Source organism: Intrasporangium sp., assembly GCF_030452765.1.
Classification (GTDB): Bacteria; Actinomycetota; Actinomycetes; order Actinomycetales; family Dermatophilaceae; genus Intrasporangium_A.
On the sequence record NZ_JAKDLO010000095.1, the window covers coordinates 1 to 17,362 of the forward strand.

General features: G+C 70.7%; 17 protein-coding genes. 13 read left to right on the forward strand and 4 right to left on the reverse strand.

Features of this window, described 5'->3' with window-relative positions; genetic code table 11:
* Nucleotides 1-994, forward strand: a 994-nt coding sequence (locus tag L0H79_RS12885; protein WP_301485022.1) for a dihydrolipoamide acetyltransferase family protein, incomplete at its 5' end; no start/stop codon positions are given.
* Nucleotides 995-1,178: 184 nt separating this feature from the next.
* Here the strand turns inward: L0H79_RS12885 and L0H79_RS12890 are convergent.
* Complete coding sequence (locus L0H79_RS12890) at nt 1,179-1,355, reverse strand: hypothetical protein (protein WP_301485023.1); 177 nt, start codon at nt 1,353-1,355, stop codon at nt 1,179-1,181.
* A 176-nt stretch (nt 1,356-1,531) separates the two neighbouring features.
* Here L0H79_RS12890 and L0H79_RS12895 point away from each other — a divergent pair, with 176 nt between their 5' ends.
* On the forward strand, nt 1,532-1,948 hold the full coding sequence (locus L0H79_RS12895) for a hypothetical protein (protein WP_301485024.1): 417 nt from the start codon (nt 1,532-1,534) through the stop codon (nt 1,946-1,948).
* On the opposite strand, the gene L0H79_RS12900 is transcribed toward L0H79_RS12895, so the two are convergent.
* Complete coding sequence (locus tag L0H79_RS12900; RefSeq protein WP_301485025.1) at nt 1,914-2,291, reverse strand: NUDIX domain-containing protein; 378 nt, start codon at nt 2,289-2,291, stop codon at nt 1,914-1,916. The genes L0H79_RS12895 and L0H79_RS12900 overlap by 35 nt on opposite strands.
* A 9-nt stretch (nt 2,292-2,300) precedes the next feature.
* On the opposite strand from L0H79_RS12900, the gene L0H79_RS12905 reads away from it, so the two are divergent.
* Complete coding sequence (locus L0H79_RS12905; RefSeq protein WP_301485026.1) at nt 2,301-2,651, forward strand: hypothetical protein; 351 nt, start codon at nt 2,301-2,303, stop codon at nt 2,649-2,651.
* A gap of 166 nt (nt 2,652-2,817) precedes the next feature.
* On the opposite strand, the gene L0H79_RS12910 is transcribed toward L0H79_RS12905, so the two are convergent.
* A complete protein-coding gene (locus L0H79_RS12910) occupies nt 2,818-4,944 on the reverse strand; it encodes an MDR family MFS transporter (protein ID WP_301485027.1) in 2,127 nt (708 codons plus the stop codon).
* A gap of 75 nt (nt 4,945-5,019) precedes the next feature.
* Here L0H79_RS12910 and L0H79_RS12915 point away from each other — a divergent pair, with 75 nt between their 5' ends.
* The 9 genes from L0H79_RS12915 (at nt 5,020) to L0H79_RS12955 (ending at nt 14,399) form a co-directional block, all read left to right on the forward strand.
* Nucleotides 5,020-5,634, forward strand: a complete 615-nt coding sequence (locus L0H79_RS12915) for a TetR family transcriptional regulator (protein ID WP_301485028.1) — start codon at nt 5,020-5,022, stop codon at nt 5,632-5,634.
* Between the two features lie 220 nt (nt 5,635-5,854).
* The gene (locus L0H79_RS12920; protein WP_301485029.1) at nt 5,855-7,102 is read left to right on the forward strand and encodes an Nramp family divalent metal transporter; all 1,248 of its coding nucleotides are present in this window, start codon (nt 5,855-5,857) and stop codon (nt 7,100-7,102) included.
* 181 nt (nt 7,103-7,283) lie between these two features.
* The gene (locus L0H79_RS12925) at nt 7,284-8,345 is read left to right on the forward strand and encodes a hypothetical protein (RefSeq protein ID WP_301485030.1); all 1,062 of its coding nucleotides are present in this window, start codon (nt 7,284-7,286) and stop codon (nt 8,343-8,345) included.
* Nucleotides 8,346-8,454: 109 nt separating this feature from the next.
* Nucleotides 8,455-9,603: an acyl-CoA dehydrogenase family protein gene (locus L0H79_RS12930; protein ID WP_301485031.1), complete on the forward strand. Its 1,149-nt coding sequence runs from the start codon at nt 8,455-8,457 to the stop codon at nt 9,601-9,603.
* Nucleotides 9,600-10,676 (forward strand): acyl-CoA dehydrogenase family protein, encoded by a 1,077-nt coding sequence (locus L0H79_RS12935; RefSeq protein ID WP_301485032.1) that lies wholly within the window; start codon nt 9,600-9,602, stop codon nt 10,674-10,676. The genes L0H79_RS12930 and L0H79_RS12935 overlap by 4 nt, the downstream gene beginning before the upstream one ends.
* Before the next feature lie 96 nt (nt 10,677-10,772).
* On the forward strand, nt 10,773-11,525 hold the full coding sequence (locus L0H79_RS12940; RefSeq protein ID WP_301485033.1) for an enoyl-CoA hydratase-related protein: 753 nt from the start codon (nt 10,773-10,775) through the stop codon (nt 11,523-11,525).
* Between the two features lie 79 nt (nt 11,526-11,604).
* A complete protein-coding gene (locus tag L0H79_RS12945; RefSeq protein WP_301485034.1) occupies nt 11,605-12,804 on the forward strand; it encodes an MFS transporter in 1,200 nt (399 codons plus the stop codon).
* A gap of 217 nt (nt 12,805-13,021) precedes the next feature.
* The gene (locus tag L0H79_RS12950) at nt 13,022-13,354 is read left to right on the forward strand and encodes a hypothetical protein (protein WP_301485035.1); all 333 of its coding nucleotides are present in this window, start codon (nt 13,022-13,024) and stop codon (nt 13,352-13,354) included.
* A 235-nt stretch (nt 13,355-13,589) separates the two neighbouring features.
* Entirely contained in the window at nt 13,590-14,399 is an 810-nt protein-coding gene (locus tag L0H79_RS12955; protein WP_301485036.1) for a hypothetical protein, read from the forward strand.
* A 39-nt stretch (nt 14,400-14,438) separates the two neighbouring features.
* Here L0H79_RS12955 and L0H79_RS12960 read toward each other — a convergent pair whose 3' ends face one another.
* Nucleotides 14,439-15,299 (reverse strand): maleylpyruvate isomerase family mycothiol-dependent enzyme, encoded by an 861-nt coding sequence (locus tag L0H79_RS12960; RefSeq protein ID WP_301485037.1) that lies wholly within the window; start codon nt 15,297-15,299, stop codon nt 14,439-14,441.
* 26 nt (nt 15,300-15,325) lie between these two features.
* On the opposite strand from L0H79_RS12960, the gene L0H79_RS12965 reads away from it, so the two are divergent.
* A partial coding sequence (locus tag L0H79_RS12965) for a cytochrome c oxidase assembly protein (protein WP_301485038.1) occupies nt 15,326-17,362 on the forward strand: 2,037 nt, incomplete at its 3' end.

Sequence of the window (17,362 nt, forward strand, 5' to 3'; positions counted from 1 at the left end):
GGCGGCCCCTGCTCCGGTGCCGGCTCCGGCCCCTGCCGCCCCGGCACCGGTGGCCCGCGAGGGTCGGCCGATGGCGAAGCCGCCGGTCCGCAAGCTCGCCAAGGACCTCGGTGTCGACCTCTGGTCCGTCGCAGGCTCCGGTGACGGGGGCATCGTCACCCGTGAGGACGTCCAGGCCTACGCGAGCGGTGGTGGCGCCCCGGCGCCCGCCGGGCTGGAAGCCGACGGGGCAACGGCACCGAGCCCAGCGGCATACACGCTGCCGTTCGGTTCCGGCGAACGCGAGGTGCGCATCCCGATCAAGGGTGTGCGCAAGGTGACCGCGCAGGCCATGGTCGGGTCGGCCTTCACCGCGCCGCACGTCACCGAGTGGGTCACCGTCGACGTCACCGCGACGATGGAACTGGTCAAGCGGCTCAAGGGCGACCGGGAGTTCCGCGACGTCAAGGTCACGCCGCTGCTCGTGCTCGCCAAGGCGATGATCCTCGCGATCAGGCGCAACCCCGGGGTCAACGCCACGTGGGACGAGCAGGCGCAGGAGATCGTCCAGAAGAACTACGTCAACCTCGGGATCGCCGCGGCCACCCCGCGCGGGCTCGTCGTGCCGAACATCAAGGACGCGCACGGCATGACGATGCTCCAGCTCGCGCAGGCCATCGGTGCGCTGACTGCGACGGCTCGTGAGGGGAGGACCCAGCCCGCCGAGATGAGCCAGGGGACGATGACGATCACCAATGTCGGCGTCTTCGGTGTCGACAGCGGCACCCCGATCATCAACCCGGGCGAGTCGGCGATCCTCGCGTTCGGCACGATCCGCAAGCAGCCGTGGGTCGTCACCGGCGAACACGGGAGCGACGAGATCGCGATCCGGCACATCACGACGCTCGCCTTGTCGTTCGACCACCGGCTCGTCGACGGCGAGCTCGGGTCGAAGTTCCTCGCCGATGTCGCCAGGATCATGGAGGACCCGGGCCGGGCGCTCGTCTGGGGCTGATCAAGCATCCTCGAGCACCGCGTTCGGTGTGCGCCTCACTTGATCGAGAGTGCAGTTCTTCGGTTCGAGAGTGCAGTTCTTCGGTACGAGAGTGCAGTTCTTCGGTACGAGAGTGCAGTTCTTCGGTACGAGAGTGCACCTGTCGAGATTGAGAGTGCTCAGCAGTGCTTGCCCGGCTGACCGCTCAGAGCCGGGCGTCGACCACCCAGTCGAGTCCGAGTCCGAGCAACACGGCATCGCTCGTCAGGAACCGCATGCCTTCGGCAGAGGCCTGCGCGAGCAGCATCCGGTCGAACGGGTCGTGGTGAGCCAAGGCGGCAAAGCGCCCGACCTCCTTGGCGTGGCTCGCGTGAAAGGGCAACTCGGTGAGTCCCGCGCGCTCGACCTCGCCTCGCAGGGCGACCTGCGGGCGGCAGCGGTGGCAACCTGCCGATCATCTGCTGCACGATCACCTCCATGACGGAGATCGCGGAGTAGGGGACCCGGGGCGATTGCTCGATGGCGCGCCGAGCGGAGGGGCCGACCGGTGGGTATTCCGTGAGCAGCCGGATCACGGCGTTGGTGTCCAGCAGGATCACTGTCCGAGGAACCCTCGGAAGCCAGACCCCTGTCTGGGGCCGGGATCGACTCCCAGCCCAGCCCGTAGAACATCTCCTGGATATCGGTGTCGACGCCTTCGAGATCTTCGGGGTGGACGTGCCAGCCCTTCAGGCTGCCGAAGACCACCGGTCGCTCTCGGTGCCGGATGAGGTCGATGACCGGCTTGCCCGCGCGAGCGATCGTGACCTCCTCGCCGGCGAGCACCTTCTCGATGAGCCTGGAGAGCTGGGTCTTGGCCTCGTGGAGGTTGACCTGGATGATCATACGTCCACCATGGTGGAGCAAGTCTGGCTAAGCCAACCCCGAGACGATCGCGGCATCACGCGCTTGGCGGCCAGCAGCGGTGGGGCCTGATGGGCCACGGCCGCCGGAACAGGGGGAGCGGCTGGTTCGCGTCGTCGAACGGCGGCCACACCATCGGCACGACGGTCCCGTCGGCCTCCGTCAGTGTCGCGCCGGCTTGCTTCGGCTCCGGGTCGAGGCGACCGGTGTAGAGGAAGACCACCTCGTGCCCGAGCACCCCGTTGATGCGAAAGACGTTCTCGACCACGTCGAGGTAGGCCAGGTCCCGGACGGCGGCGCCGAGCTCCTCATGGACCTCACGCAGGATCGCTTCACGGTGCGTCTCGCCGAGTTCGACGCTGCCGCCGATGAGCCGATGGAACCCGTCGTGGTTCTCAGCAGTCGGAGGCAGCACACTGACGGCATGAGCGGTGCCATGGTCATTCGGAGCCACCCGCATCGCCTTGACGAGGATGAACGAGCGATCGTCACCTTGGCAAACGTACCGGGCAACAGCCCGGACCACGAGCGCTATGCGGCCATGCCACAGGCCGGGCTGAGCGGCATACGGAATCGTGCGGAGACCCCCGGAGCCGTGTCGAACTGGCCGTTACTGGTCGACCTGGCTTCACCCACCAGTTCACCCTCGAATGGTCCGTTCGGGGTCGAACGGGCCGGTACATCACCCGGTTCGGCCCCGAACTGTCCGTTCGCGGAGTTGATGTTGCCCGCGGACGCGCCCGACGGCGACATCGACTGTCCTTGGTGCGCCTGACTGCTGGACGTCCGGTAGTCAGCCGCCACAAAGGCAGTCAGCTCACGTAACGCCGGTCAGACCATCCGCGCACGACCGCGTTCGCGTGCCGAACGGGGTGCTGGTTGTCGAACTGACTGGTGTACCCACCCGTTCGACCTCGAACGGTCCGTTCGAGGAGAGCCGGTCAGGCGACGGGCTGGGGCTGGTTGCCGGCACCCACCGCCTCGCGGACCCGGTAGCGGTCGACGAGGTAGGCCGCCGACAGGTCGTCACCGAGCGCCTTGAGGGCCTCGATGTCGACCGCCTCGTGCCGCTGCGCGACGGTCGGCTCGATCGTCGTCATGACGGTATGGGAGTCGCGCTCCGCCACGGCCAGGGCCAGCTCGCGCTTCAGCTCCTGGTCGAGCGCACCGCCCGGCGCCTTGGCCTTGGCCGCCACCTCGACGGCATACACCTCCCGGTCCGCGGCGACCGCAAGGTCGTCGGTCGTCAGCATCTTCGCCGTGAGGCGCAGCAGCTCGACGCCCCGGCCCAGGTCACCGTCGCCGACCTGGCCCACCGCGCGGGTCAGCAGCGGCCGGTCACCCTGCAGCGCCGTGTCGGCGAGCAGCCCCAGCCGCAGGCCGAGCAGGCGCTCGTGGGTGCGCGTGTTCGCCGAGCTGCGGCCCAGCGGCACCACCAGCTCGTCGGCGTGGGGCGGCCGCTGGTTCATCGTCTCGAGCAGCTCACGACCGGCCTCGTCGGCCGAGTGGATGGTGTCGCGCAGCGGGATCTCCTTGACGAACAGGGTTGCGACGAACGCGAGGATGCACGGCAGGAAGCCCCAGACGAACACCGAGTGCAGTGAGTCGGCCAGCCCCTGTCGGACAGCCACCGCGACGGCCGGCGGCAGGTGCTGCATCACGGCCGGGTCGAGGACCGAGCCGGCACTGACCTTCTGGCCGGACTGCGCCATGACCTCGGCGGCCCCGGGCGGCAGGTGCCCGGCGATGTTCGCGACGAGGCCGCTGCTCATGATCGTGCCGAAGACCGCGATGCCGACGGTCGAGCCGACGTTGCGGAAGAACTGCGTCGAGGCCGTCGCCACGCCGAGGTCGCGGCGCTGGGCGGCGTTCTGCACGACGAGCGTGTAGACCTGCAGCGCCATGCCGAGCCCGATGCCGAAGACGACCATGGCGACGGTCAGCTCGCCTGCGGTGGCCCGGTAGTCGAGCCGGGTCAGCAGCCAGAAGCCGATCCCCATGATGACGATCCCGGCGAGCGTCTGCAGCTTGTAGCGCCCGATCTTCGTGATGACCAGGCCCGAGATGATCGACAGCCCGATCATCGCGAGGGACATCGGCATGAGGATGAGGCCGGAGTTGGTGGCGGAGACCCCGATGACGCCCTGGGCATGTACGGGGATGTAGATCATCGCCCCGAACATCATGACCGCGACCATGAAGCTGGCGATGTTCGAGAACGTGAAGATCGAGCTCCGGAAGAGCCGCAGCGGCAGGACCGGCTCGACGGCGCGGCGCTCGACGACGACGAACGCGACGAGCGCGACGAGCCCAGCGGCATACATGCTGATGACGGGCGTCGAGTCCCACGCCCACGTCGTGCCGGCGAGAGAGGTCGGCACGAGCAGCAGGATGAGCGTGAGCGACAGCAGGCCGATCCCGGCGCGGTCGATGACGACGTCCTTCTCCTCGTGCTCGAGGTGCAGGAACTTGGCGATCTGGAAGAAGGCGACGACTCCGATCGGCAGGGTCACGTAGAAGAGCCAGCGCCAGCCCCAGTTGTCGGTGATGTAGCCGCCGACGAGCGGCCCGAGGATCGCGGACAGGCCGAAGACGCCCCCCATCAGGCCCTGGTACTTGCCCCGCTGGCGGGGCGGGATGATGTCGCCGATGATCGTCTGGGAGAGCGGCATGAGCGTGCCCATCCCGATGCCCTGCACGGCCCGGGCGGCGATGAGCCACCAGAAGCTCTGCGCCGTGGCGGACAGGACCGAGGCGAGCATGAAGACGACGAGGCCGCCGAGGTAGAAGCCGCGCCGGCCATAGAGGTCGGACAGCTTGCCGACGATCGGCACGGTGATCGCGCTGACGAGCAGCGCTGCGGTCGCGAGCCACGAGTAGTGGTCCATCCCGCCGAGCTCGGCGACGATCCGCGGCATCGCCGGGCCGACGATCGTCTGGCTGATCGAGGCGACAAGCATGCCCAGCATGAGGGCGATGAAGATCTGTCTCGCCTTCGGGTTGAGGCCCGTCTTCGATGTGGACGGGCCAGCCGCCCGGGTGGCGGCTGTCGATGTGGTGTCAGGCATGAGGATCAGGATAGAAGTAACCGTGCAGAGACTGCAAATTTGCAGTTACTGCACGTAAAGACGTATCGTCAGGCCATGAGCACCACCGGCGACGACTGCGGGCTGCGCGAGCGCAAGAAGCGCGAGACGCTCCTGGCCATCCACCGTGCCGCGCTCGACCTCGTCGAGGAACACGGCTTCGACGCCGTGACGACGGAGCAGATCGCCGACCGGGCCGGGGTCAGCCCGCGCACGTTCTTCAACTACTACCCGTCGAAGGACGGGGCGGTGCTCGGTCGCCGCGCCGACGACTTCGAGCAGCTGCGGACGGCGATGCGCGACGCGCCGCCCGACGAGTCGCCGCTCGAGGTGGTCCGCCGCCTCGTCATCACGTACTTCTCGCCCGCGACCCTCGATGCTGACCTGCGCGCGCAGCGCCGTCGGGTGCTCGTCGGGGAGCCGACCCTCGCGCCCGCCTTGGTGCGCAACAACATCCGGCTCGAGACCGTCCTCACCGAGGCGCTCGAGGAGCGTCTCGGCCTCGCGCCCGGCACCGCGCTCGCTCCCCGCGTGGCGGTCAACGCGGCCATCGGCGCCGTCCGAGCCTGCATCGAGTACCGTCAGTCCGGCGGTGCCGGCACCATCGAGGACCTCGCCACCGACGCGATCGCGATGCTCGTCCGCGGCCTCGACCCCCTTCCGCTTCCCTGAGCCACCACACGGCTCGTATGCCGCTCACCACGTTGGGTGTGGAGCGCGCGGTCCGGGCAATCACCCTTCCCAGCCCATCGCGTACTGCACGGTCGATCAGGAAATGTGAACTGTCGATGCGGCGATGTGAACTGTCGATCGGGAAGGTGAACCGGGATCGGGGCTGCCCGGTGAGTGGGCAGCTGTGGCGTTCGTCATCCGGAACGCCCATCCTGAGCAGGTGAGAGAGCAGCGCACGAGCCGGACGCCTCGCTCTCGTGCCCGTGGAACTCTCGACTTGGGCCCGGGCGCCCGCACGCTCGTCCCGGCGCTGCTGGCCGCCGTCGCCTATGTCGACCCGGGCAACTTCGGGGTCAACATCGCCGCGGGCGCCCAGCACGGCTACACCCTCGTCTGGGTCGTCGTCTTCGCCAGCGTCAGCGCGATGGTCATCCAGTACCTTGCCGCCAAGCTCGGCCTCGCGACCGGCCGCAGCCTCGCCGAACACTCCGCGCAGCGGTACCCGGGCATCGGGCGGATCCTGCTCTGGCTGCAGGCCGAGATCGTCGTCATCATGACCGACCTCGCCGAGATCGTCGGTGGGGCGCTCGGGCTGAAGCTCCTCTTCGGTGTGCCGGTCATCGTCGGTGCACTCCTCGTGACCGCCTTCAGCCTCGTCGTATTGGCACTCAAGGTGCGCGGACGGAGCCACTTCGAGCCGATCGTCCTCGGGCTGCTTCTGGTCATCGTCGGAGCCCTGCTGTGGCAGCTGGCCGTCGTCGACATAGACCGGGCCGCGCTGCTCCGCTCGATCCTGCCCGGGCCGCTCGACGCGTCGGCCGCGCTGCTGGCCGTCGGGATCGTCGGCGCCACGGTCATGCCGCACGCGCTGCACTTCCACTCGGCCGCATCGCGGGTGGCGAACGACGGCACCTCGGCAGGGGTGGGTGGCCGGCGCGCCTTTGCCGGGCGCCGGGCAGTGCGCAGCATCGTCATGGCGATGACGATCGCCGCGGCCGCCAACATCAGCATCGTGGTCTTCGCCGCGGCGCTGCCGACCAGCGCCGCGGAGAGCATCGAGGTCGCCTACGCCGCGCTCTGGGCCCAGTCGGGCGAGCTGGCCGCCACGATGCTCGGCGTGGCACTGCTCGCCTCCGGTCTCGCCGCGACCCTTGTCGGCGTACAGACCGGTGACGTCGTCATGCAGGGCTTCGGTCGGCGACCCATCCCGGCGTTCGTGCGCCGTCTCATCGCGGTCGTCCCGTGCCTGGTGCTGCTCGGTGTCGGGATCAACCCGACCGATGCGCTGGTGTGGAGCCAGGTGGTCCTCAGCTTCGCGCTGCCGGGCACCCTCATCCCGCTGCTGCTGTTCACGGCCGACAAGCGGGTCATGGGGGCGCTGACGAACCGGCGCGTCACGACCGGCGTCGCCACCGTCATCACCGCGGTCATCGTCGGGCTCTGCGCCTTCCTCGTGGTGAGCGGCTGACGGACCAGGTATGCCGCTCGCGCGCCTCTCGAGGACCGCGCCGTCGCGCGGGGGTGACGCTGGGGTAACGCGGGGGTGGGTCGCGGGTGGCGGTCGCTGCGCTCGGTCAGTCTCCCGCGAGGTAGCGCTGCAGGGTCGGGCTACCGTTTGTTTCAACAGCCGTTGAAGGAGAGTGGTCCCCATGTCCGTCGCCAGTGGGCGCGCGCTCGAGTCGACCCAGACTCGAGGGGGCCGTCGTGAGGTTGCCGGGGTTCTCGTCGGGTTGACGATCCTCATCGGCCTGGTCCTGACGGCCTTCGCACTGCCCGCCCTGCACAGCTCGCCCCGCGACGTCCCGATCGGGGTCGCCGGGCCGCCCGCAGCCGTCGGGCGGCTGACCGTGGACCTGGCGCAGCAGGCGCCGGGGGCGTTCGCCGCCACGACATACGCCGACCAGGGCGCACTCACGCAGGCGATCCGTGACCGCGAGATCTACGGCGGCGTCGTCGTCGCCACGGACGGCCCGACCGTCCTGACGGCGCCGCCCGGCAGCCCGGCGGTCGCGCAGGGGCTCGCCACGCTGGCGGCCGGTCTCGGACAGCAGACCGGGCGTCCCGTCCCGGTGCGCGAGGTCGTGTCCCTCCCCGCCGGGGACCCCCACGGGATCGGTGTCGGCATCGCCATGATCCCGCTCTTCATCGGGTCCGTGGCGCCGGTCATCCTCGTCGTGCGCGTCGTGCGCCGCCCGTGGGCGCGGATGCTCGCCGTGCTCTGCTCGGCCGTCCTCGTCGGTGCGACCCTCGCCGGTCTGCTGCTCTGGTTCGGCGTGGTCGACCCGTGGCTCCTGCCCGCGGTCGGGATCACCCTGTCCCTGGCCGCCATGTCGGCGGCGCTGCTCGGCCTCCTGTCGCTCGGCGGGCTGCCTGCTCTCGGGATCGGTGCCGCCGTCTTCCTGCTCCTGGGCAACCCGCTCTCCGGCGCCCAGACCGCTCCCGAGCTCGTGCCGCAGGGGTGGAGCGTGCTCGGTGCCCTGCTCCCGCCGGGAGCCTCGGGTCAGGTGCTTCGCAGCTTCTTCTACTTCGGCGGAGCCGCGGCGGGCTCGTCGCTCCTCGTGCTCCTGGGCTGGCTGGCCCTCGGCCTCGCCCTCGTCGCGGTCAGCAACGCGAGACGGCCGCGCGCGCGAGGCGGAGCCGAGCTGGGCGGCATACCGGCGAGTGGGGCCGGCGCGCCTGGAGCCGAGCACTCGAGGCCTGCTCGGTCCTGACGCCGCGAGGGTCGGCTCGGTGCGCACGTGGTGGTCGCTCGTTGCCAAGCAGGGTCGCATCCACCAAGGTGGAACCGACCCACCCGACCCAAGGAGAGGTTGCCCGACGATGACGCTGACCCTCATGCCCCCCGTCGTCAGCGAAGGGCCGGCCCTGACCGAGCTGCGGTTGCAGGTGCGGGCCTTCCTCGACGAGCAGATCGCCGACGGGCGCTTCGTGTCGCACGTCGACACCTGGCTGACGCGCTGGGACCGGGACTTCACGCGGGAGCTGGGCCGTCGCGGCTGGCTGGGCATGACCATCCCACCGGAGTACGGCGGCCACGGGCGCACCTTCCTCGAGCGGTTCGTCGTCACCGAGGAGCTGCTCGTCGTCGGGGCCCCCGTGGCGGCGCAGTGGATCGCGGACCGGCAGATCGGCCCGTCGCTGCTCCGCTACGGCACGCAGGAGCAGAAGCAGGCCTACCTGCCGGGCATCGCCCGGGGCGAGGTCGTCTTCGGCATCGGGATGTCCGAGCCCGACTCGGGTTCCGACCTGGCGAGCGTGCGCACCCGCGGGGAGCGGGTCGAGGGCGGGTGGCGGGTCACCGGCACGAAGGTGTGGACCTCCGGAGCGCACGAGGCCGACGCGTTCTTCGCGCTGGCCCGCACGGCGCCGCTGGACCCGGCGCACCGGCACGAGGGGCTCAGCCAGTTCATCGTCGACCTGCACGCGCCGGGCATCGAGATCCGGCCGATCATCTCGATGGGCGGCGACCACCACTTCAACGAGGTGCACCTGGGCGGGGTGTTCATCCCCGACGACCGGGTCCTCGGCGAGGTCGGTGAGGGCTGGCGGCAGGTCACCTCCGAGCTCGGCTACGAACGCAGCGGCCCGGAGCGGTTCCTCTCGACCTACCAGCTGCTCGCGGAGGCGGCCTCGGCGATGGGCGAGGGGCGCCTCCCGCAGGATGTCGGTCTCGGCCGGCAGGTCGCCCGGGTCGCCGCACTGCACCAGCTGTCCTTCGCGGTCTCGACGGCCCTGGAGGCGCACGCCGACGCCGACACGGCGGCAGCGGTCGTCAAGGTGCTCGGCACGAGCACCGAGGGCGACATCGCCGACTACGTCGACATGCTCACCGCGACGGGGTGGGTCGAGGACGAGGACCTCTACCGCCTGCTGCATGCGGCGATCATCCAACGCCCCGGCTTCACGTTGCGCGGCGGCACCAACGAGATCCTGCGCGGCGTCATCGCCCGCGGGCTGGGGCTGCGATGAGTGCCCGCCTCGACCCCCGGCTCGCCGCATCGACCGCGGCCGACGCGGACCTGGTCGCCATGCTGACCGAGCTCTTCGAGGACTACCGCACCGAGCGGCCCGCACCCCGCGAGGTCGTCGACCTCGACCCCGACCTGTGGCAGCAGCTCGACCAGCTCGGCCTGACCCGGCTCACCGCCCCCGAGAGCAGCGGCGGCAGCGGGGCGAGCTGGTTCGACGGCGCAGCCCTGCTCGGTCTCGCCGCAGCGGCCGGGGCACCCGCGCCGCTGCTCGAGCACGGCTTCCTGGCGGCCTGGCTGCTCGACGAGGCCGGTCTGCCCAACGACGGCGCGCTGCGCACGGTGTGCCGACCGGACCCGGCCGGCACGGCACTCAACGTCACGTACGGCCGTGACGCGTCCGGCGTGGTCACGCTCTTCGAGGACGGCGAGCAGTGGCGCGTCGCCGACGTGCCGGCTGGGCGGGCCACCATCAGGCAGGGGCGCAACCTCGCCGGGGAGCCCTGCGACACCGTCGAGTTCGACCTCGACGACCTGAGCGCCGGAGCGCTCGTCACGAGCGAGGTGGGCGAGCAGTTCCACCTGCGCGGCGCCCTCGCCCGCTCCGCCCAGGTCTGCGGCGGGCTGGAGCGGATCGTGCAGGTCGTGGTCGCGCACGTGCGTGAGCGCGAGCAGTTCGGCCGGCCCATCGGCCGCTTCCAGGCAGTCCAGCGCCTCGTCGCCGACATCGCGGCCGAGGCGTCCCTCGCCCGTGCCGCCACCGACACCGCCGTGGCCCGAGCAGCCGCCTCCGACTGGGCCGACCCGGGGCTGCTGTTCGCCGTCGGCGTGGCCAAGTCGTGCACCGGGCACGCTGCCTCGGTCGTGGTCCGCAACGCCCACCAGGCCCTCGGCGCGATCGGCACGACCCTCGAGCACGAGCTGCACGTGCTGACCAAGCCGGTCCTGGCCCGGCGCAGCGAGTTCGGCTCGATCCACGAGTGGGACGAGACCCTGACCCGCCTGGCCACCTCGGCCGGACACGAGCGGCTCTGGTCGCTCATCACGACCGGCCGCGCCGGCCCACACCACTGACACGCCGACAGCACCGACCAGCCCACACCACTGACACGCCCACACCACTGCACCACGGACCGGCCCAGAGCACCGACCTGACAAGGAGCACCCCCCATGAGCGAGATCGCCTACGCCGTCCGGGACGGCGTCGCCGTCATCACCCTGTCGGCACCCGAGCGACGCAACGCCCTGTCGGTGCAGATGGCCGGTGAGCTGACCGAGGCCGCCTTGCGCGCCGAGGCAGACCCCGAGGTCGGGGCCGTCGTCGTCACGGGCGGGGCGCACTTCTGCGCCGGCGCCGTCCGCGGCGTGCTCGCCGAGACCGGCCTCGACCCGGTCGAGGACACGAACTACCGCAACCTCGGCGCGGTCTACGAGGCGTTCACCCGCCTCGGCGGTATCGGCCTGCCGACCGTCGCCGCGGTCCGTGGCGCCGCGGTCGGTGCCGGGCTCAACCTCGCCCTGGCCACCGACCTGCGCATCGTCTCGCGCACCGCACGGCTGCTGCCCGGCTTCGCCCAGATCAACATCCACCCCGGCGGTGGCCACTTCACCCTGCTCAACCGGCTCGCCGGCCGCGAGGCCGCCGCCGCGATGGGCCTGTTCGGGCAGGAGGTGAGCGGCGAGCGCGCCGTCGAGCTGGGGCTGGCGTGGGCGGCATACGAGGACGGCGACGTCGAGGCGCAGGCCGTGGCGCTGGCCGCCCGCGTCGCGCAGGACCCGGCGCTGGCCCGCCGGGTCGTGGCGTCCTTCCGCCGCCAGACCGTCCCCGGCGGGGTGCCGTGGGACATCGCCGTCGAGATCGAGCGGGCCCCCCAGATGTGGTCCCTGCGCCGCAAGCACGGCCCGGGAGCGACTCAGGCCTGAGACCCGGCTCCCGCATCGGGTGGGCCGGTGCGAGGATGGGGCGGTTGCCGTCCCGAGGCGTTCCCGAGGAGTCCCGCCCGTGCTGTCCCACTACCGAGCGCTGTTCACGGTCCCGGGGGCACGAGTCTTCATCGCCGGGGGCATGACCGCCCGCTCGGCCGGTGCGATGTTCGGGGTGGCGACCGTCGCGATGATCGCCGCCCGACGCGACTCCTACGGGCTCGCCGGGGCTGTCATGGCCGCCGGGATGACCACGCTCGCGATCTTCGCACCGGTCCTCGGCCGGCTCGTCGACCGCTACGGGCAGCGCCGGGTCGCCGTCCCGTGCTTCCTGTGGAGCGGCTTCTGGGCCCTCATGACGGTCCTCGTCTCGGTGCGGGGCTGGCCGAGCTGGCTCTTCTTCGTCACCTATCCGCTCCTCGGCGCGATCCCCAACCTCGGCACGATGGCCCGGGCGAGGTGGTCGCACATCTTCCGGCACGACCCGAAGAGCCTGCACACGGCGATGTCGTTCGAGCAGGTCATGGAGGAGGTCACCTTCGTCATCGGCCCGGTCCTCGCGGTGTGGCTCGCGACCGCGGTCTTCCCCGAGGCCGGCTTCGTCTTCGCGGCGGTGTGCTACGGCCTCGGCGTGACCATCTTCGTCTCGGCGCGCTCGACCGAGCCCCCCGTCGTCCCGCACCACGAGCGTCCCGGTGGGTTCGCGTTCCACCAGCCCGGCATCGTCCCGCTCGCCTTCATCATGACGATGACCGGGGTCATGTTCGGCACCAACGAGGTCGTCACCATCGCCGTGGCCGACCTGGCCGGCCACAAGGACGCGGCCGGCCCCATCCTTGCCCTCTACGCGCTCGGGTCGGCCCTGTCCGGCGTCGTCTTCGGGGCGCGTTCGCACGGCCGCAACCTCGTCAAGCTGCTCATCGCCGGCACCTTCGGAATGTTTCTGCTCGAAGCCCCGGTCCTCGTCGTCACCTCGCTGCCGCTGCTCGCGCCGGTCATGTTCGTCGCGGGCCTGGCCACCGCCCCGACCCTGATCACCACGATGAACCTCATCGAGCGGCTCGTGCCCAGGGCCCAGATCAACGAGGGCATGACGATCGTGCTCACCGGCCTCATCATCGGGATCGCGCTCGGGTCGGCCGCGTCCGGGGCCGTCGTCGACCACGTCGGCGCCCACGCGGGCTATGCGGTCGCTGTTCTTGCCGGCGTCCTCGCCTTCGTCATGGCCCTCGGCACCCGGGTCTTCCTCACCCGTCGCGAGCTGCACAACCTGCGCTGAGCCGGGCTGCGCGGCATACCCCGATGTCGGTATGCCGGTCACCGCGGTCGCTGCGGTCACGCGGCGCCGCTGGGCGGTGCGCGGGTCGCACCCGATGGGCTCCCGCAGGACGACCCAACTGCTGCGGACGCAAGCAGCCAAATCTCAACATGCGGGCCCATTCGTTGCCTGGTTCGCTGAGCTCCCAGCTTCATCACGATAAGCAAGCGAGCTTCAGATGAAGAAGAGACTGCTGCTTCTCCTCACGGTCCTCGTCACCACCCTCGGATTGGCTGCCCCGGCTCTGGCATTCCCGGCACAGTGGAAGAACCTCGTCCAGTTCGACGCGATCGGCACGGGCGACAAGCAGGCTTGGATCTACGACATCGCCTGCGATGGCGTTCCGGTCCGTGCCGTGTATGGCCGCACCAACGGGTCTCAGAGCAACATCGCCAACGGCAACGGCTGCGGAACCAGCTCCACGGGGGCGGTCGGGTCCTATCGGATCAACTGGGCGATCCTCTGCAACGACTACTCCATCAACGACGACTGCTCCGGCCGCCTCGGTTGACCGCTGGCCTCGTCCGCGAAAGGCTGGCGGCCCGTACGGAACACGGGTCGCCAGCCCCACGGAAGGCAAGAACATGACCGAGGTCCTACGGCTCGAGAACGTCAGCTACCGGGTCAAGACGGGCCGCAAGCAGACCCGGACGATCCTGACCCGCCATCGACCTAAACCTGCACGCCGGCCAGTCGATCGCCGTGATGGGTCCTAGGTCGCCGGGCGCACGTTGGTCGCGAGCTACATGGAGGGCATCACCGGCCTCGCGCAGGTCACCGCCAGCCTGCCCGCCGGCGTCCACCACATCGTCATCACCGGCGACACGAACGGTGGCAGCTCCCAGATCAATGGCAGCTGCGCTGACCTCACCGCGTTCGCCTTGCCCTGCCCCACCGGCACCGACGCCACCCCGCTGACCCAACCCGTCCAGGGCGACCTCGCGTTCGTCGGGCTCAGCGCCCCCCTCGAACCGGGGCGGATCGACCTGAGCACCAAACCCGCGCCAGAGCTCGGCGGAACTCAGACCCCGCAGTGGCTCATCCTGCACGCCGGCCAGCCGATGGACCAGGCCGCCCTCAAGGTCGCGATCATCCCGACCAGCTGGCCGAACATCGGCCCGGAGTCACCGGCCTGGAACTTCACCGGAGGCGCGGCTGCCAACGCCGAACAAGGACGGTGGATCACCGTCCTCGGGGTCATCGGGATGTTGATGGCCATCGCCGCCCTCGGCGCCACCGCCCTGAACGACTTCTCCCGCCAGGCCCGAGGACTCGGGGTTCTCAGCACCTACCTGCGCCAGCCGTGCACCCTGACCAAGATCACCGCCGGAGTCGTCAGCCTGCCGTTGGCCGTCGGCGGCATCCTCGCCGCCGTCCAATCTCTGACCCTGGTCCAGACACCCGTCGCCGCCGGAATGGCCAAACCTTTCGGAGTCCCCCTGGCTGTCGGCATCTCGCTCGCCTCGATCCTGATCGCCGCCGTTTGCTGCGTCATCGGATCCACGACACTGCGCACTGCCCTAGTCCGCTGGAGGCCGGGTCGCACCAATCTCTGAACCGTGCACCAGCCGACCCGGCTTCGGTGCCGGACGGTGTCAGGGCGTGATGACGAGGGCGTCGAGGACGCGGGCGGCGACCTGCTCGTCGCCGTGGACCGTGTAGCGGATCTCGTCGGTGCTCCGGCGGCCCGCAGCACGCCGGGTCAGCGACTCCGTCGTGAGCTTGATGCCGGTGATCCGCGGCAGCTCGTCGGTCGCGGTCGGCTCGGTGCCGCTGAAGAGCGGCTCACCGATCGGGCGGCTGTCCTCGCCCGCGACGACGCGCGCACCGTCGCGGGCCATGAGCGGGCCGGTGACGTCGAGGACGACGGCGTGGGCGATGGGCACCTGTGCGTCGCGGGCGATGATGCGCGGCAGGATCCGGAAGACCGCGTCGACGAAGACGGCCGCGCCCGGCGAGTCGAGGTTGCCCGGCCGGTCGAGCGCGGCCCGGATGTCCTGCTCGTGCACCCACGTGTCCAGGACGCGCCGCCGCAGCTGCTCTCCGAAGGTCGTCTCCGGCCCGAAGATGCCCCCGATGACCTCGTCGAGCGGGGTCGCCGATGCCCGCAGGGCCGCCATCCGGATCGGCAGGTGGTCGGCGAGTTCGTGGACGACGAGCTTGCCGGGGATCCCGCGTCGCGCCTCCACGTCGTGCTCGATGCGGCGCCCGAACTCGTTGCGGATGTAGGGGTAGTCGGGCACCTCGACGCGTGGGGTCGGGATCCCCGCGAACGACTTCTCGGCTCCGACGACGTGCGCGATCTGGTCCTTGACGGTCCAGCCCGGGCACTCGGTCTGGATGTCGAAGTCGCTCTCGCGACACGACATGCCCAGCTCGATGATGGCTTGGCAGTTCTGCTCGAAGGCGTCGAGCAGACCGTCACGGTCCTCGGGCGGGGCCGGATGTATGGGCATGTCGTCAGAGTACTTACCCTTGACGCATGTCGTTCCTGCCCCCTGTCCGGGCCGGCGGCACGCGCCGGTGGGTGTTCGTGCCGCTCGTCGTGCTGCTCGGCCTGCTGGCCTCGGCCCTCGCCGCGGCCTTCACCGGGGCGGCGGCGCCGCTCGAGGCGGGCCTGTCCACCGCGGGGGCGGGGGTCCGTTGGGCGCTGCCCCTGCTGCGCGTCGTGCACGACGTCGCGGCTGCCCTGACGGTCGGCTCGCTGCTGCTCGGCGCCATGCTCATGCCGGGCGAGGACCGCCGGGTCACCGAGGGGCTCGACGAGCCGCGCCGGGCCGTCGCCTACCGGGTCGCCGCCCTCAGCGGGTTCACGTGGGCGATCGCTGCGCTCGGCGTGGTGATCCTGCAGTTCGCCGACCTCGCCGGTATGCCGCTGAGCTCCCCAGGCTTCGGCGCGAGCTTCACCGCGACGGCGTGGGCGATCGAGCCGCTCCGGATCGGCCTGATCACGGCCGGCTGCGCCGCGGTCGCCGGGACCGGAGCCGCGCTCGCCCGGTCGCGCTGGACCGGTATCTGGCTGCTGGCGGTGGCCCTCTTCGGCGTCCTCGTACTCGGCCTCGCAGGTCACGCGGGTGGCTCGGCGGACCACGAGACGGCGGTCAACGCGATCGCGGCGCACATAGTTTCGGCAGCCGTCTGGGTCGGCGGCCTGCTCGCGCTCGTCCTGCTGCGCCGGACGGCGGGTCGCTCGCTGGGCGTCGTCGTGCGACGCTACTCCGTCGTGGCCCTCTGGTGCTTCGTGGCCCTCGGGGTCTCGGGCGTCATGGCTGCCTCGACCCGGCTCGACTCCGTCGCCGAGCTCGTGACGACCCGCTACGGGGTGCTCATCTCGATCAAGATCGCCGCCTTCGTCCTGCTCGGCCTGGCCGGGTGGCGGCACCGGGGGTCGACGATCGACCGGATCGACGATGCCGTGTCGGCCGGCGACCCGACCGGGCGCCCGTTCCTGCGGCTGGCGGTGAGCGAGGTGCTCCTCATGGGCGCGACGTTCGGCGTCGCGACCGCACTCGCGCGTAGCGCCCCGCCCGTCCCCGAGGTGGTGCCCAACCCGAGCGCCGTGCTAGCCCTCTCGGGCTTCCCGGCCCCAGCCACGCCGAGCGCGTTGTCGTGGCTGACGGCGTGGCGCGTCGAGTACCTCTTCCTCGCCACCGCCCTGCTCGCGATCGGGCTCTACCTGGCCGGCGTGCTCCGGCTGCACCGTCGTGGGGTGCGGTGGCCGGTGGGCCGGACCGTGGGCTGGGTCGTCGGCTGGCTGCTGTTCATCTGGGCGACGAACGGCTTCCTCGGCGTCTACGGACGGGTCGCGTTCTCGTGGCACATGACGCTGCACATGCTCGAGGCGATGGTCATCCCGATCTTCCTCGTGCTCGGGGCCCCGGTCACGCTCGCGCTGCGCACCCTCAAGCCCCGCAAGGACGGCACGGTCGGGCCGCGTGAGCTGATCCTCGCGGTCATCCACTCCCGGTACATGCGGGTCGTCGGGAACCCGGTCTTCGCCGGCGCGTTCTTCTTCATGAGCCTGGTCGTCTTCTACTGGACCGGCCTGTTCTACCTGGCGCTGACGACCCACACCGGGCACCTGCTGATGACCCTGCACTTCGTGCTGGCCGGCTACTTCTTCGCCTGGGTGCTCATCGGGGTCGACCCCGGCCCGAAGAAGTGGCGCCCGGCGCTGCGTCTGCTCGTACTGTTCGCGACGATCTCGTTCCACGCCTTCTTCGGCATCGCGATCGTCGGCGGCACCTCGGTTCTCGCCCCGGACTTCTTCACCACGATCGACATCCCGTGGATCACCGACCCGCTCGTCGACCAGCGGCTCGGCGGGTCGATCGCCTGGGCCATCGGCGAGCTCCCGTCGTTGATGCTGGCCCTGATCGTGGCCCTGCAGTGGGTCCGGTTGGACCGGGCCGAGATGCGCCGCACCGACCGGCAGGCCGACCGCGACAACGACGCCGCGCTGGCCGCCTACAACGCCCACCTCGCGGCCCTGGCCCGGTACGACGAGGCCCACCGGGCC